Below are 14222 nucleotides of genomic sequence, written 5' to 3'. Positions count from 1 at the left end.
GATGGTCGGATGAGAATCATCGGAAACCATCGAAGGGCGCTGGTGCTGGCGGTCTCTCTGGCGTGCTTCGCTCCGATGGGAGCGAACGCCCAGGAGGCGGCCCTTTCGGCACGAGCCGAGACCTTTCCTGTCCTCCTCGTTCCTGGCTGGAGGGACCGGGCCTCCGAGCTCGCGCCGATCCGGGCCCGCCTTCTCGAGGAGGGGTGGCCTTCCGAGCTCGTGTCGGGCGTCACCTTTCAGGACCCGATCGGGAGCAACGAATTAAACGCCTTCCAGATCGCCCGCGCCGTGGACGCGATCCGGATGCGGACGGGTGCCACGCAGGTGGATATCGTGGCGCACTCCATGGGGGGCCTCGCCGTGCGTGAATACATGCGGTCGCAGGGGGGCGAACGGAGAATCCGGCGCGCGGTATTCCTCGGGACCCCTCACCGGGGCACGGTGACCGCCGCGCTCGCCTGGGGGGACGGCGGACGCGAGATGGTGCCGGGAAGCGCATTCCTCGATCGGCTCAACGGAGAGACGGTCGGCCTCCCCATCGAGATCCTGGCGATTCGCACGCCGGTGGATCTCAACGTGATCCCGAGCTCTTCGGCGATGCTCCCCGGCGCACGAAACGTCGAGGTCTGCTGTCCTTCGCATCACGGGCTTCTCAGCGACAGGCGGACGCTCGATGAGGTGCTGGCCTTCCTCCTCCACGGGAGCGAGAACCCCTCCACGCCGGACGAATCCATTCCGCTAAAAACGGAACCCGCCTGGTAGGGGGACGAAGAGGCGGCGCGCCAGGCCCCGGGCCTTGATCGCCCGATGGGGGGTTCATATACTTGCGGTCCCTCGAAACCGAGGGTCCCGCGGGCCGCCCGAGCCCGCACTCGGCCCCCATCGTCTAGTGGCCTAGGACACCTGGTTCTCAGCCAGGAAACCGGGGTTCGATTCCCCGTGGGGGTATAGGTCGCTTAGCTCAGCTGGTAGAGCACTACGTTCACATCGTAGGGGTCGCTGGTTCGAGTCCAGCAGCGACCATTCCCCTCCCCGGGGAGTGTGGGATCGGCTCTCCCCGGGCCGAGTGGCACTTGGCAATGGGGGGACCCGGTCCTACCTTGCCTGCCCGGAAATTTCCGCGGCGGGGCCGTGCCCCCGCCCGTCCCGTTCACCTCGCTGAAAGGGTCCAACTCGATGTCTCCGTCACACCGTGCGCGCTCCGGTCTCGTCTGGACCGCCGCGCTTCTCGTCGTCCCCGCTTCGCTCCATGCGCAGGCGGACATGCAGCCCACGAACAACCTTCCGAACCCCTACCAGACGGTCGAGGGGTGGGCGAAGATGCCCGCCGGCCGCGCCTGGGGCTCGACGAGCGCTGTGGATGTGGACGCGGATGGCGTCAGCATCTGGGTCGCGGAGCGCTGCTCCACCAATCAGCGTGGTTGTCTCGTCAACAACACGCTCGATCCGGTCCTCAAGTTCGATCAGAACGGAAACCTCGTGGAGAGCTTTGGGGCCGGACTGATCGTCTGGCCGCACGGGATCCATGTGGACTTCCAGGGGAACGTCTGGGTCGTGGACGGGCAGGACAACCGGCCCCAAGCACCGCGCGGCGGTGGTGATCCCGGCCCGATGCCGGACCGGATCTACGGCCAGCAGGTCCTCAAGTTCAGCCCCACGGGCGAGCTTCTGATGACGTTGGGACAGGAGGGCGGGGTTCCCGTCGCCCAGCGCGAAGGCGCCGCCGCGAGCGAAAGCTTCTTCTGGCAACCCAACGATGTCTTCGTAGCGCCGAACGGGAACATCTTCGTCGCGGAAGGCCACGGCACCCCCACGGACCTGATCTACAAGTTCGATCCGCAGGGGAACCTCCTCATGACGTGGGGTGGGCGGGGCACGGACCCCGGCCAGTTCAACCAGCCGCACTCGCTGGCCATGGACTCGCAGGGACGGCTCTTCGTGGCGGATCGTGGGAACAACCGGATCCAAATCTTCGATCAGGACGGGAACTTCATCGACCAGTGGTACCAGTTCAGCCGCCTGAGCGGGATCTACATTGACGCGAACGACGTCCTTTACGGCGCCGACTCCGAGTCGGGCTCCGTGAACGCAGCGCATGGCGCATGGCTGCGCGGAATCCGCGTCGGAAGCGCCCGCACGGGCGAGATTACCGCCTTCATTCCCGATCCGAATCCGGACTGCTCGGGAACCTGCACGGCCGAGGGTGTCGTCGCGGACCGTAACGGGAATATTTACGGGGCCGAGGTCGGGCCCTCTCCCGGCCGGCTGCAGCGGTACGTGCGCCGGTGAGTTCCCATTCATCCATGACAGGAGGCACGGCGGTGCAAGAGAACAGCTACGTGGGTTCGCGTGGGGCACTCGTTTTCGCGGCGGCCGTGCTCCTCGCGGTACCGGCGATGGGATCCGCGCAGTTGGACCACCTCAGGACCAACCTCCTTCCCAACCCCTTCCGGACGATCGAGGGGTGGGCGGACGAACCGCCCGGTCGTCCCTGGGGATCCACCAGCGCGGTGGACATTGACGTCGACGGAGTGAGCGTCTGGGTCGGAGAGCGGTGTGGCCAGAACACCTGCCGCGGGCTCCCCGAGCTCGATCCGGTCCTGAAGTTCGATCCCGATGGGAACCTGGTGACGAGTTTCGGCGCGGGGATCGTCGTCTGGCCGCACGGAATTCATGTGGATCATGAGGGCAATGTCTGGGTGACGGATGGCCAACAGAGCGTGGCTGGACAGGCCGCCGCGGATACGCCGCCCGACCAGATCTACGGGATGCAGGTTCACAAGTTCAGCCCGGAGGGGGAGCTCCTGATGTCGCTGGGGCGGCGGGGGGGGGTGTCCCTTGCGGAGAGGGAGGCCGCGGGAGAAGGGCAGGACTTCTTTTGGCAGCCGAACGATGTCCTCGTGGCCCCGAACGGCGACATCTTCGTCGCGGAGGGGCATGGGAACAATGCGGAGACCGCGCCGGCCCGGATCCTCAAGTTCAACAGCGAAGGCGAGTTCCTGATGGCCTGGGGTGAGATGGGGACGGGACCCGGTCAGTTCATGCAGCCGCACGCGCTCGCAATGGATTCGCGGGGGCGGCTCTTCGTCGGCGACCGGAGCAACAACCGGGTCCAGATCTTCGATCAGGATGGGACCTTCATCGACATGTGGTATCAGTTCAGCCGCGCCAGTGGGCTGGACATTGACAACAACGACATGCTCTACTCGGCGGACTCCGAGTCCGGATCGGTGAATCCGGCGCACGCATGGGAGCGAGGGATTCGGATCGGAAGCGCGATCACCGGTGAGGTCTTGTACCTTATTCCGGATCCCTTCCCGAATTGCGGCGGGACCTGCGCCGCGGAAGGGGTGGCAGTGGATCGGAACGGGGTGATCTACGGGGCCGAGGTTGGACCTCGGAAGCTCCAGCGGTACGTCTGGAGAGGGATGAACTGACCGGAGGAACGCCGGCATCGACCCGTTTTTTTCGCGAGTAGAGAGGGGCCCCGGCGATGCGCGGGGGGGGGCCCCCCTCTTGTCGTTCCGCTTGTAGTTCCGGCTCGCCTCAGCCGCTGGCGACGAGCCCGTACGCAGTGGCGGCGAGGACGACTCCGGTGACGAGCGTGCCGAAGAGGTGGAGGATCGCTGCCGTGCGCCGATGGGACAGCCAAAGCCCGACTACTTCGAGCATCCACGCGGAGAAGGTCGTGAACGCGCCGAGGAAGCCGACTCCGAGGACGGCTCCCCAGACCGAAGCGGCCGCCGGTCCCATAATCCCGAAGAGAGCGCCAGCCGCGGCCGCACCCAGGAGATTCACGGAAGCCGTCCCGAGTGCGCGACCGAGCTCGGGGGCGGTGACCGCCGCTCCCGTCGAACCGCTTCGGCGCCTCGCGGCCCGGACCACCACGCGGATCACCGCGTAGCGCGCGATCGCCCCGATCCCACCGACGAGTGCCACCAGGGGAAGGAGTGCGAGGTTCACGCGGGCCGCCCCCCGCCCCAGACTCCCCCCAGGGCCAGCCCGAGCAGGGCGGCAACGATTCCCCCGGGGATCGAAAGGAGCAAGTAGAGGCCACCGGCGGCTGCAGAGTCGCCATCGGCGAAGTGCAGGAGGTCCACGGCGAGCGCCGAAAACGTTGTGAACGAGCCAAGGACGCCTGTGGAGAGGAAGAGATGCCAGGGAGACCCCTCCGGGGAGTGGCGCAGAAAGGCCCCGGCCACATATCCGAGGATGAAGGCTCCGACAAGATTGCCGCCGACGGTGGCCCAGGCCTCCCATCCCACGACAGGCGCCGCGATGAGGGTGGACCAGGCGCGAAGGAACGTCCCCATGACCCCCCCGGCCCCGACGGCGAGCCAGTCGGGCACGCGAGGGGGTCGGTCGGGCCGGTTCGGGGACGTCATGGCGTGGAGAGTAGGGGGAAGAGCGATGCCGGTCCAGCCGCCGGCTCGCGGGTCACCCACCCGTGTCGAAACGGCTTGACGCTCCCCGAGCCCCCCTGTCTATTCCCTTTCCCGGGCTGCCAAGCAGGTCCGGGGTTCTTGCGGATTCGAGTCTCCGCGCGGCTCATCGGCGCCGTGCCTCTTTGCCGCCATCTCCCACGACCAGAGGAGGACACGATCGTGCAAGACAGAGGGCATTGGGGCTCGAAGGTGGGCTTCGTCCTGGCGGCCGCGGGGTCGGCGATCGGTCTCGGGAACATCTGGAAGTTCCCCTACATCACGGGCGAGAACGGGGGTGGGGCATTCGTCCTCATCTATCTCGCATGCATCGCCTTCATCGGGCTCCCGGTCCTCACGGCGGAGATCCTCCTGGGTAGGGCCGCCCAGCGATCGCCGGTCTCGGCCTTCAAGGCGCTGGCGGGGGAGAAAACCCCTTGGAAGGGGATCGGCTGGATGGGAGTTGTCGCGGCCTTCATCCTCCTCTCGTATTACAGCGTCGTGGCCGGGTGGGCCCTGCACTACACGTCCCTGGCGGTGACTGGCGGTCTCATGGAACGCGGGCCGGACGGGATGGAGCCGCTTTTTGGCGAGCTCTTCGCTTCGACCCCGCTGAACCTCCGCTGGCACCTCATCTTCATGGTGCTCACGATTGCCGTGGTGCTGGGAGGGGTCCGGAATGGCGTGGAGCGCTGGTCCCGCATCCTCATGCCGCTCCTCTTCGTCATGATTGCCGTGATGTTGGTGAACTCCTTCACCGTCGAGGGATTCGGCGAGGGGCTCAGATTCGTCTTCGGTTTCCACACCGAGGACCTGACGGCGGCCGGTGTGCTCGAGGCGCTCGGGCACGCCTTCTTCACGCTGAGCCTGGGAATGGGAACGATCCTCACCTACGGGAGCTACCTGAATCCCCACGACGACATCGCCGCCGCCTCCATTTCCGTCGCGACGCTCGACACGGTGATTTCGCTCTCCGCGGCGATGATCATCTTCCCGATCATCTTCACCTTCGGGATGGAGCCCGGAAGTGGACCGGGGCTCGTCTTCATCACGGTTCCGGTGGCCCTGAGCCAGCTCCCCGCGGGGGCCACGCTGGCTGTGATCTTCTTCGGCCTCCTCGTCTTCGCGGCCCTCACCAGCGCGATCTCCATCCTGGAAGTCACGACCTCGTATTTTATCGACGAGCACCAGTGGAGCCGGACGAAGGCCACCCTCGTGTCGGGGATCGCGATCGCGATCATGGGAATTCCCTCCGCGTTGAGCGGGAGCACCGCGCTCTTCGGGAGAGGATACATCGGGGGGCGAAACTGGTTCGACTCCTTCGACTATCTGGTGTCGAACTGGCTCCTTCCGCTCGGGGGGCTGGGGATCGCGCTATTTACCGCGTGGCGTCTCGACGATGCGATCCGCCACCGGGAATTCCTCACGGGATCGAAGCTGGCCGTCTTTTACAAGGGATGGCTCCTCCTCCTGAAATTCGTCGTGCCGGTGGCGATCGGCTTCGTCTTCCTTCACGCCGTCGGAGTCGTCTGAGCGAAGGGAGGCGGCAAGACATGGATGGAAGGAGGCGGACGGGGGCGTTCGCCGCGGGTGTGGTCCTCGGTGCGGCGGCTTTCGGGGCAGTTCGATTCGCCGCGCTCCCGCCCCCGGACCAGTTCCACTACCACGCGAACTGGGCGCTCTGGATCGACGGGTCGCGGGTGGATCTCTCCGGGAACGAATACATGGAAGCGGTGACCGCCTGCGCGGTGGACGCGTCCCAGATGACGGGAGAAGCACGTGTCCACATGCACGAGAACAACCCGGACGTGATCCACGTGCATCACGGTGGGGCGACCTGGGCGCACCTCCTCCAGAATCTCGGGTGGGGAATCGGGTACGGGTGGATCGTGACGCGCGACCGGACGATCCTGCGCGAAGGAGAAGGAGCCCAGCTCAACTTCGTCCTGAACGGACTCGTCGTGCCCCCGGTCCACGACCGGGTCATCCGCCCGGGGGACCGACTTCTCATCTCCTTCGGACCGGAGACTCCAGCGACGCTGCTGGCCGAGCGATTCTCGACGGTGGCGGAAAACGCGCCGGAGTACGACATGACGTCGGATCCCGCGGGGTGCGGGGGCGCGGTCGAAGAAACGCTCGGAGAGCGGCTGCGTCGCGCCTTCTGGTTCTGAGGGGTCCCGGTAAGCGCGGCGCGGGACCGAGCGGGCGTCAATCTCCGAAGGAGATTCCCAGGCGTCGGGCGGTTCCCACGACATCACCTTCGCGGGGGACGGTCTTGATCGCGGCGATCGCTTCGCGAAGGGGGACGGCCAGGACTTCGGGCGGGTCGAGCGCGACCATGCATCCGAACTGACCCCGCGCCACGAGATCCACGGCGGCCGCGCCGAAGCGCATGGCGAGGAGCCGGTCGTACGCCGTGGGCTGGCCTCCCCGCTGGAGGTGGCCGAGGACGAGGGAGCGCGCCTCGAACCCCGTCAGCGCGGTGAGCTCTTCCGTGATCTGCTCTCCCATGCCCCCGTAACGGGGGTTTTCCCCCGGCTTCCCGGCGCTCAGCAGGGAAACGGCTCCCCCCGCGGGACGCGCCCCTTCGGCGACCACCACGACGGCATACCGCGGACCCCGCCCGTATTTCGCGCGAATGTGTTCCGCGACCCTCTCGACCTGGAAGGGGATCTCGGGAATCAGGATCACGTCCGCGGAGCCGCTGATCCCCGCGAAGAGAGCGATCCAACCGGTGTGGCGCCCCATCAGCTCCACGACCATGATCCGCTCGTGCGACTGGGCGGTCGAGTGGAGCTTGTCTATGGCATCCGTGGCCGTCTGGACCGCGGTGTGGAAACCAAAAGTCACCTGCGTCGCGGCGAGGTCGTTGTCGATGGTCTTGGGGACCCCGACGACCGGGAGCCCTCGCTCGGAGAGCGCCGAAGCGATGTGGAGCGACCCGTCCCCCCCGATGGCGATCAGGGCGTCGAGCTTATGGGCCCGGAAGGCGGCCAGGAGCTCCTCGGAGCGGTCCACGATTTGGACCGACCCGTCGGGGAGGGTACGGGGCCAGGCTAGCGGGCTGCCCCGATTCGTCGTCCCGAGAATCGTCCCACCCAGATTCGTGATTCCCTGCACCGAACTGCCGTCCAGGGCGACGAGGCCGTCCCCGGAGAGGAGCCCCTCATAACCCCTTCGGATTCCGACGACCTCCCAGCCTTCGTTGATTGCCGAAAGGACGATGGCGCGGATGACCGCGTTCAGTCCGGGCGCATCACCCCCACCGGTGTTGACGGCGAGTCGAAAGGGTCGGGCGCTCGTCATGAGAAGCTCGGGCGGATCGGGTGAGGGCAGCCCGATCGAAGGCGGGAGTCGAAGACCGTTCGAATGTAAAGGAACCCGGGGGGCGGGGTCGAGGGGAGTGCGACGAAGCGGGAACGGACGGGCGCCCGTCGGTTAGCAAGGTTCGGGGAAATCAGGCGGGAGACCGCCGAGGAGAGAAAGATGGCTGTAACCGAGAAGCAAGTTCTGGATGCCCTCAAGACGGTGAAGGATCCGGAGCTCAATTTGAACCTCGTGGTGCTCGGCCTCGTCTACGGGGTGGAGATCGAAGGATCGCACGTCCACGCTCGCATCTCCCTGACCACGCCGATGTGTCCCGTCGCCGAACAGATCGTCGAGATGGCCGAAAAAGCGATCCAGGGCGTCGAGGGGGTGGAGACCACGAAGGTCCAGCTCACCTTCGACCCGCCCTGGACCCGCGAGCGGATCAGCCCGCTGATCCGCTCTTCGCTCGGACTCTAGTGCAACGCTGCCGGGGCGGATGCAGCAGCGCACGAGCCGAGCGACCACAGGCGTTGGCACGACGTGAACGGGTTTCCGCGAGACGACGGCACACAGTGCCGTCAATGCCAACGACCTTCTGGGACGGGACACTAGTGGGGTCCCGCTAGTCGGCGACGAGATCCACGCCCTCGAGATAGTCGCGGAGGGGATTCGCCATCTCCACGGCCCGGTCGGTGAGGCGCCTTGCCGCGGCGGGGCTCTCTCCGCTTCCCCCGAGATGCTCTACGGCGACCTCGCCCACGCGAGCGTCGGTTTCTTCGGCCGCCGCCCGGTACTCCGCGTACCGAGCGCTCACTCTCTGCTCGAAGACGGGGATTTGCGGACGCGGTGTGCCGTTCGTCACCATGTCCTCGAAGATTGCCCGGTGCAGGTGATCGAGGGCCCTCCGGATCGCTTCCGGCGGGACGCGGCGGTGGAAGGAGAGCTCGATCGCACGGGAATGGGTCCACATGTGAAAGATGAGGAGCTCTTCGGCGGCCCTCTCCTGTGGGACCCCCTCTTCGATCGGGATTCCCATCCCGCGCAGCGACGCGAGGAGCTGAGGATCCACGAGGAAATCGGAAAAGCTTTCCCAGACGAGCCGCGCCACGTTGTCCCCGAGCTCTTCGGGGGTCATCCGCCCCGAAGGGTGGGGGCCCGTCATCTCGGCTCGAATCGTATCGAGATCCAGGAAGTGGTCCATGGGGTATACCTTCGGGGAACTCTGACTGGGGTTCGGGACCTTAATACTCCACCGAACGCTTCCCGGGGCAAGCCTTCCCGCGACCGCGCCCAGGAGAGGCCTGGCCGGTGGGGAGTCCCCTCCAAGATGAAAGGCATCGGCTCATGAAGCGCCCGCGCCCCGGCACCTTCGTCTGGCCCGTACTCGGATTCCTCCTTGCCGGCTGCGGAGGCCAGGTTCCGATTCCCACCACGCGACCGATCGTTCTCTATTCCGGGGAACGGCTCCGCGCCGATCCGGAGCGGATGGCCGAAGTTGACAAGTGGGTTCTCGCCGAGCTCGAGGAGATCGAGTTCGATCCCTCCTTTCTCATCCGCATGGCCTTCGAGGACGTGGCCCGATACCCCTGGGACACACTGGACCTCATCGCCGACACGGCCGACATTCGGCTTCAGGCGGGCGCGTCCGATGCGGAGACTCCGTACCAGATTTACGCGCACCTGCGCCTCGTCCAGGAGCGAGGAGAGCTCCCGCTTTGGGCTCCCGAGGCGGAAGGGCTCACGGGGTTCGAGGCCGAGCGCGTCATCCTGGAGAGGGTTTCGGACGTCTGGCTCTTGGGCCGCACGGTCTATGACACGCAGCCCTACGGCCCGCTCGACGAGCTTCTCTGGGCCCACGCATCCGGGTACCTGGAGGACTTCATGGTCGCCACGCAGGGCGAGCGCTTCCCCGAGGCGATGGCCGCGTACGAGGCGAACAACACAACTCGGGAAGAGACTTTCCAGGACTGGTTTCAACGGACCTTCGAGCGGGAGGGGCCCGGGTTCCTTCCGGGGTCCACCGTGGAAAGCTCCACCCCGAGCTCCGCTAATCCGGTTTGAGCCCCGTGGCCGGTTCGAGCCGGGCCCCGTCTGCATCAACGATCTCGAAGGCGGAGCCGCCACCCCAGAGAGATCGGCGGCCCGTCCTCCTCCGCCACCAGCAGGTCGAGGCGCCCCGTATCTCGAAACCGCTTCTCGCTCGGCCGTCCTCCGGTGAGGGGGAAGGAGACGATCCGGGCCCGGCCTACGGTCCCTTCGGGGGAAACGGCCGCGATTCGAGCTCCGCGCAGATCCTTCAGGGATAGGGGCCGCCCGCCCGCGGAGCGGACCCGAAGGATGCGGCCGCCGTGGGGGTGTTCGAAGGCGTCCAGCACTTCGAGCTCCGTGTCCTCGATTTCGCTTGCTCCAGTCATGGCCGCGAACCTTAAAGGTGCGGGGAGGAGGGCGTCAACGCCGTGAATCCGGAGGTTGAAAGGTCGGTTCCCCACGAAGGGGAGCCGGGAGACGCGGTTCCGCCGGAAGCCGCGGCCTTCGCCGATCTCCTTCTCCGCCGCGGCCTCCTGGTTGCGGTCATCGCCGTGGTCGTCCTTTCCCTCGTCTCGCGACTTGAAATTTGGGACGCCCTGGGGATACCGATCTTCCTCCTCCTCCTCCCGGCGTTAGCCGTGGCGCAGCTTCCGCTCATGCGGCATCAGCGCATCGACCGGCGGGCGATTTATGTCGGATCCATCGTCACGATCATCGGAGTCGGGATTGTCGGTGGGGGGCTCGCGGCCCGGCTGGGAGTGAGAACTGCCTTCGGGTTCGGTGCGGCCGACGCCTGGACGTTTTTCGCCTGGACGGGGGGGCTCTCCGCCGCAGGGATCGCTGTGACGGGACTCTCCCTCCTCACGGATCGGGGGGGATCCGGCGAACGTGAACGTTTTCTCGTGCAGCTCCTTCCTCGGACGGGCCCGGAACGCGGCCTCTTTGCGTTCCTCTCGCTCGCCGCCGGTGTGGGGGAGGAGCTCGCCTACCGCGGTTATGCCCTCGCCGCGCTTCAGCTTCTCCCCATCGGCCCGTGGGCGGCGGCCGTGGTGTCGTCCCTCGCTTTTGGCCTCTTGCACGCGTACCAGGGCCCGCTCGGGGTCGCACGGACGGCCGTCGTCGGATTCGTCTTCGCGATCGGTGTGCTCCTCTCGGGAAGCCTTTTGCCGGCGATGGCTGCACACGCAATCGTGGACCTCCTGGCGGGGCTCGTCCTGGGCCCGGTTCTGATCCGTCGCATCGGCGAAGGAGAGGATAGCCACGGCCCACAGGTGCGGCCCACCTCCGAGCCTCCTCCCCTTGATCCCCGCCCCCCCGCCGGATAAGGTCCGGTCATGGAACTCGACTTCGGGCTCCTTGCCGACGCCGCGACGGTGGACGGCTCGGGAAAGCTCAACGTGCTCGGCGTCTTCGACCGGATCCAGGCGAGGGAATTTCCCGCGCGACACGGGCGGATCTCACTCGTCCTGCGATTTTCGGCCGGACTCGCGGAGGTGGGGGCCCATCAGGTCGACATTCGTCTGCGCGGGCCGTCGGGGGAGGAGGTCCTCCGCCTGGACGGCCGGCTCGACCTCTCAGGGGGGTCGCGGGAGGCCGAAGAGGGGATCAAGGTTCCCCATGTGCTGAATCTGGATGGGATCACCTTCCCCGAAGCGGGAACTTACTTCTTCGACATCGCGTGCGACGGAAGGAGCCTGCTCTCCATTCCGCTCCGCCTCGAGGTGGTACCGACGGCCCAGGCTTCGCCCCGAGCCTCGGGGGGTGGACTCCCTCCCCCCTTCGCTTTCGGGCCCCGCCGGAGTGCCCAGGCGTAACGAAACACGACGTGGCTGGAACCCAGAAACCTTTCCTGACGCGAATCGGTATGGTATGTGCAGGATGATCTAGTGTAGTGGCCCGGACCCGATCCGGGGGAGAATGGTCTAGGAGGCCGAGCCGAAGAGACGGCTCGCCGGCGCGGGAGCGTACGATGATCCTGAGCTGCAGCTTCGAAGAAGTCTCCGCCCTCTCGCACGGGGCGAGATCGGTCCTTCACGAGCGGCCGGTTGCCCCTTCGGCCGTCGCGGCGCCGAGCGCGACGCGCGGCGCGGTGGAGTCGCTCCTCGCCGGGCTCGACGGCGGGTTTTCCATCCGGACGCTCGTCGAACAGCGAGAGCTCGAGCAAGGGCTCCGCGCCATCGTGGAGCGCCTGCGCGAAGAGCTGGACACCTGTGTCCTCGCGACCCACGCCGCGAATGAAGAGGCAGTTTCGGCCTACTTCGATTTCGCCCATGCGCTTTCGGTCCTCGGCCGCGTCATGGACCTGGGTGAAGAGATGTCCGCCCTCGTGGAACTCATGACCGGCGGCCCTGCGAACGAGCGGTCCGTCCGCGAGTTCGTATTCCCCGATTGACGGACGCCGCTCCCGCCGTGCCGGCCCTGGGGTCCTTGGACGCCGCCCGTCGCGACCGGTCCTTTCAGGACGAAGCGCTTGCCGAGATGGAAGCCGTTTACCGCTTCGCTCTTCGCCTCACGCGCGATTCCGACCGCGCCCGCGACCTCACCCAGGACACCTTTCTCAGGGCCTACGAGAACTGGGACAAGTACGTCCCGGGAACCAGGGTGACGAGCTGGTTGTTCACCATATGCCGCAACCTCTTCCTCCGGGGAGAGGACCGCGGGCGGCGCCACGGAGAGATCGTCCGGGACCTGACCGACGAAGACCCGCGCAACATCTCTCGTGAAGCTACCGTCTTCATGGCCGTCGCGGACCGGGATCCGGAAGGGGCCTTCTGGGGCCAGGTGGTAGACGGAGAAATCCTCAAGGAGATTGATGCCCTTCCCCCGGAGTTCCGCGAGGCGGTTGTCCTCTCTGACGTCGGGGGGCTTCGGCATGCGGAGGTCGCCGGGATCCTGGGGGTGCCCGTGGGCACCGTGAAGAGCCGACTTTTCCGCGGCCGCCGGATTCTCCAGGAAAAGCTGTATGATCACGCCGTCTCCACGGGGATCGTCCGTCCCAAGCAGGGCCCGTCCGCGATCCCGCGCATGGGAGAGGAAGGGCGATGACCTGGATGGACGACCTGAGCCGCCTCCTGCGGCGGGCGCGTGGGTCCGCGGCGGGACCGGCGGAGCACCCGGCCACCTGCGGCGAGGCGCTCGAGCGCGTCTTCGAGTGGTTGGACGGTGAGCTCGATCCCGAATCGGCCCGGCGGATCGGCGAACACCTGGAGCTGTGCGCCCGATGTTATCCGCTGGTGAGATTCGAGCGCTCCTTCCGCGACGCCCTCGACCGCGCCTGCCGGCGCGAGCAGCTTCCCGCGGAAGTCGAGGCGGGGGTGATGGAGGCGCTCAAGGAAAAGGGACTCGAACGGAAGTGACGGCGCGCTCACTTTCGGTCCTCCTCGTTGCGCTCGCTACGGAAGGCTGTGCGAGCGGTCCGACCGACGGGACTCCGAATGGGCCGGATCCCCTACCGGTCGGTGATCACGAGTTCGGGCTTACCGTGGCGGGTCGTTCCCGTTTCTACATCGTCCGGATTCCACCGGCCGCGATCTCCGGCGCTCCCCTTCCCGTGGTCCTCGCCCTCCATGGCGGGGGCGGCAATCCCGAACAGTTCAAGGAAGACTCCGACTTCGACCCCGTCGCCGACCGCGAAGGGTTCATCGTCGCGTATCCGGCGGGGAACGGGACGGTGCTCACGCCCCGCACGCTCCTCACCTGGAATGCGGGCATCGACTGCTGTGGTACCGCGTTGACCCAGGGGATAAACGACGTCGAATTCCTTCTCGCCGTCCTGGACCACCTCGCTGCCCGGACCCCTGTGGAAGTGGATCGAGTTTACGCGGCCGGACATTCGAACGGCGCCATGATGGCCTATCGGCTGGCTGCCGAGGCCGCGAACCGGGTCGCCGCGATCGTGCCGGTCGCCGGGGCGATGCAGCTCGCGACCTTCGCACCCTCCCGTCCGGTTCCTGTCCTGCACATCCACAGTGTGGACGACCCGAGGGCGCTCTACGAGGGCGGCCTGGGTCCTCCTTTCCCTCTCGGGGGTGGGCAGGTCTTCCACCAGCCGGTGATGGAAGGAATCGAGAGCTGGCTCGATCGGAACGGGTGCCCGGCGAATCCGCAGGTCGTCGCCGAGCTCGAGGGTGAGTTCGGAACGGTGAACGAGGGGCACACGGCCGCAAAGCTGGTTTGGGCGACCTGCACGAGCGGCGCCCCCGTGATCCACTGGCGCATGACCGGCGCGGGGCACGGATGGCCCGGACGGATCCTCTCTCCTGCCCGCGAGGAGCTGGTGGGGGGCTCGACGACCCTCCTCTCCGCACCCGAGGAGGCCTGGGACTTTCTCGAGGAATTCCGCCTCCCCTAACGAAGCTCCGCTCTTCGCTCGTTTTCCTCCTACCGCTTGCAGTGCCCTCGGCCTCCGGCTTCCGCCGCCGGGAGCCCGGGGCCATCTTCGTGCGGGCCGGCCGAGACCGGATG

Annotated in this window: 18 protein-coding genes and 2 tRNA genes; 15 read left to right on the top strand and 5 right to left on the bottom strand. The window is 66.9% G+C overall.

The genetic code is table 11. The annotated features are described in order from the left end of the window. Positions 1 to 9 precede the first annotated feature (9 nt). The 5 genes from WEG36_09465 (at position 10) to WEG36_09445 (ending at position 3437) form a co-directional block, all read left to right on the top strand. Positions 10 to 762, top strand: coding sequence for an alpha/beta fold hydrolase (locus WEG36_09465; GenBank protein MEX1257834.1), 753 nt, complete (start codon positions 10 to 12; stop codon positions 760 to 762). A gap of 113 nt (positions 763 to 875) precedes the next feature. Beyond that, a tRNA-Glu gene (locus WEG36_09460) sits at positions 876 to 948 on the top strand. Positions 949 to 950: 2 nt separating this feature from the next. Continuing rightward, positions 951 to 1023, top strand: a tRNA-Val gene (locus WEG36_09455). Positions 1024 to 1176: 153 nt separating this feature from the next. Further along, a complete protein-coding gene (locus WEG36_09450; GenBank protein MEX1257833.1) occupies positions 1177 to 2289 on the top strand; it encodes a peptidyl-alpha-hydroxyglycine alpha-amidating lyase family protein in 1113 nt (370 codons plus the stop codon). 32 nt (positions 2290 to 2321) lie between these two features. Beyond that, positions 2322 to 3437: a peptidyl-alpha-hydroxyglycine alpha-amidating lyase family protein gene (locus tag WEG36_09445; GenBank protein MEX1257832.1), complete on the top strand. Its 1116-nt coding sequence runs from the start codon at positions 2322 to 2324 to the stop codon at positions 3435 to 3437. 109 nt (positions 3438 to 3546) lie between these two features. Here the strand turns inward: WEG36_09445 and WEG36_09440 are convergent, their stop codons facing one another. Then, positions 3547 to 3963: a CrcB family protein gene (locus WEG36_09440; GenBank protein ID MEX1257831.1), complete on the bottom strand. Its 417-nt coding sequence runs from the start codon at positions 3961 to 3963 to the stop codon at positions 3547 to 3549. Beyond that, entirely contained in the window at positions 3960 to 4349 is a 390-nt protein-coding gene (locus WEG36_09435) for a CrcB family protein (protein MEX1257830.1), read from the bottom strand. The genes WEG36_09440 and WEG36_09435 overlap by 4 nt, the downstream gene beginning before the upstream one ends. Positions 4350 to 4604: 255 nt before the next feature. Between WEG36_09435 and WEG36_09430 the strand changes: the two genes are divergently transcribed. Both WEG36_09430 and WEG36_09425 read left to right on the top strand, forming a co-directional pair. After that, the gene (locus tag WEG36_09430) at positions 4605 to 5954 is read left to right on the top strand and encodes a sodium-dependent transporter (protein MEX1257829.1); all 1350 of its coding nucleotides are present in this window, start codon (positions 4605 to 4607) and stop codon (positions 5952 to 5954) included. A 20-nt stretch (positions 5955 to 5974) separates the two neighbouring features. Beyond that, complete coding sequence (locus WEG36_09425) at positions 5975 to 6592, top strand: hypothetical protein (GenBank protein ID MEX1257828.1); 618 nt, start codon at positions 5975 to 5977, stop codon at positions 6590 to 6592. A 37-nt stretch (positions 6593 to 6629) separates the two neighbouring features. Here the strand turns inward: WEG36_09425 and WEG36_09420 are convergent, their stop codons facing one another. Next, on the bottom strand, positions 6630 to 7727 hold the full coding sequence (locus WEG36_09420) for an ATP-dependent 6-phosphofructokinase (GenBank protein ID MEX1257827.1): 1098 nt from the start codon (positions 7725 to 7727) through the stop codon (positions 6630 to 6632). A gap of 180 nt (positions 7728 to 7907) precedes the next feature. On the opposite strand from WEG36_09420, the gene WEG36_09415 reads away from it, so the two are divergent. Next, a complete protein-coding gene (locus WEG36_09415) occupies positions 7908 to 8207 on the top strand; it encodes an iron-sulfur cluster assembly protein (protein MEX1257826.1) in 300 nt (99 codons plus the stop codon). A 145-nt stretch (positions 8208 to 8352) separates the two neighbouring features. Here the strand turns inward: WEG36_09415 and WEG36_09410 are convergent, their stop codons facing one another. Continuing rightward, positions 8353 to 8931: a hypothetical protein gene (locus WEG36_09410; protein MEX1257825.1), complete on the bottom strand. Its 579-nt coding sequence runs from the start codon at positions 8929 to 8931 to the stop codon at positions 8353 to 8355. Positions 8932 to 9074: 143 nt separating this feature from the next. Here WEG36_09410 and WEG36_09405 point away from each other — a divergent pair, with 143 nt between their 5' ends. After that, positions 9075 to 9791 (top strand): hypothetical protein, encoded by a 717-nt coding sequence (locus WEG36_09405; GenBank protein ID MEX1257824.1) that lies wholly within the window; start codon positions 9075 to 9077, stop codon positions 9789 to 9791. A 35-nt stretch (positions 9792 to 9826) separates the two neighbouring features. Here WEG36_09405 and WEG36_09400 read toward each other — a convergent pair whose 3' ends face one another. Next, positions 9827 to 10144, bottom strand: a complete 318-nt coding sequence (locus WEG36_09400) for a hypothetical protein (GenBank protein ID MEX1257823.1) — start codon at positions 10142 to 10144, stop codon at positions 9827 to 9829. A 42-nt stretch (positions 10145 to 10186) separates the two neighbouring features. On the opposite strand from WEG36_09400, the gene WEG36_09395 reads away from it, so the two are divergent. The 6 genes from WEG36_09395 to WEG36_09370 all read left to right on the top strand — a co-directional run bounded on the left by WEG36_09395 (position 10187) and on the right by WEG36_09370 (position 14109). Then, positions 10187 to 11083, top strand: a complete 897-nt coding sequence (locus WEG36_09395) for a CPBP family intramembrane glutamic endopeptidase (GenBank protein MEX1257822.1) — start codon at positions 10187 to 10189, stop codon at positions 11081 to 11083. 9 nt (positions 11084 to 11092) lie between these two features. Continuing rightward, positions 11093 to 11572 (top strand): hypothetical protein, encoded by a 480-nt coding sequence (locus tag WEG36_09390; GenBank protein MEX1257821.1) that lies wholly within the window; start codon positions 11093 to 11095, stop codon positions 11570 to 11572. A gap of 155 nt (positions 11573 to 11727) precedes the next feature. After that, positions 11728 to 12150 carry a hypothetical protein gene (locus tag WEG36_09385; GenBank protein ID MEX1257820.1) on the top strand — a complete coding sequence of 141 codons (423 nt, stop codon included), beginning with the start codon at positions 11728 to 11730 and terminating at the stop codon, positions 12148 to 12150. Beyond that, complete coding sequence (locus tag WEG36_09380; protein MEX1257819.1) at positions 12147 to 12803, top strand: sigma-70 family RNA polymerase sigma factor; 657 nt, start codon at positions 12147 to 12149, stop codon at positions 12801 to 12803. Before WEG36_09385 ends, WEG36_09380 begins: the two co-directional genes overlap by 4 nt. Beyond that, positions 12800 to 13114 (top strand): zf-HC2 domain-containing protein, encoded by a 315-nt coding sequence (locus WEG36_09375; protein ID MEX1257818.1) that lies wholly within the window; start codon positions 12800 to 12802, stop codon positions 13112 to 13114. Before WEG36_09380 ends, WEG36_09375 begins: the two co-directional genes overlap by 4 nt. Next, positions 13111 to 14109, top strand: a complete 999-nt coding sequence (locus tag WEG36_09370; protein MEX1257817.1) for a PHB depolymerase family esterase — start codon at positions 13111 to 13113, stop codon at positions 14107 to 14109. The genes WEG36_09375 and WEG36_09370 overlap by 4 nt, the downstream gene beginning before the upstream one ends. Positions 14110 to 14222: the final 113 nt, after the last annotated feature.

Source organism: Gemmatimonadota bacterium (genome assembly GCA_040882465.1).
Classification (GTDB): domain Bacteria; phylum Gemmatimonadota; class Gemmatimonadetes; order Longimicrobiales; family Gaopeijiaceae; genus JBBEBG01.
This window is presented reverse-complemented; position numbering and strand designations above follow the sequence as displayed.

Excerpts from the sequence above, each read along its gene's own strand:
- WEG36_09450 (MEX1257833.1), top strand. The coding sequence starts at position 1,177 with ATGTCTCCGTCACACCGTGCGCGCTCCGGTCTCGTCTGGACCGCCGCG.
- WEG36_09375 (MEX1257818.1), top strand. The coding sequence starts at position 12,800 with ATGACCTGGATGGACGACCTGAGCCGCCTCCTGCGGCGGGCGCGTGGG.
- WEG36_09465 (MEX1257834.1), top strand. The coding sequence starts at position 10 with ATGAGAATCATCGGAAACCATCGAAGGGCGCTGGTGCTGGCGGTCTCT.
- WEG36_09390 (MEX1257821.1), top strand. The coding sequence starts at position 11,093 with ATGGAACTCGACTTCGGGCTCCTTGCCGACGCCGCGACGGTGGACGGC.
- WEG36_09385 (MEX1257820.1), top strand. The coding sequence starts at position 11,728 with ATGATCCTGAGCTGCAGCTTCGAAGAAGTCTCCGCCCTCTCGCACGGG.
- WEG36_09400 (MEX1257823.1), bottom strand. The coding sequence starts at position 10,144 with ATGACTGGAGCAAGCGAAATCGAGGACACGGAGCTCGAAGTGCTGGAC.
- WEG36_09425 (MEX1257828.1), top strand. The coding sequence starts at position 5,975 with ATGGATGGAAGGAGGCGGACGGGGGCGTTCGCCGCGGGTGTGGTCCTC.
- WEG36_09410 (MEX1257825.1), bottom strand. The coding sequence starts at position 8,931 with ATGGACCACTTCCTGGATCTCGATACGATTCGAGCCGAGATGACGGGC.
- WEG36_09415 (MEX1257826.1), top strand. The coding sequence starts at position 7,908 with ATGGCTGTAACCGAGAAGCAAGTTCTGGATGCCCTCAAGACGGTGAAG.
- WEG36_09405 (MEX1257824.1), top strand. The coding sequence starts at position 9,075 with ATGAAGCGCCCGCGCCCCGGCACCTTCGTCTGGCCCGTACTCGGATTC.
- WEG36_09420 (MEX1257827.1), bottom strand. The coding sequence starts at position 7,727 with ATGACGAGCGCCCGACCCTTTCGACTCGCCGTCAACACCGGTGGGGGT.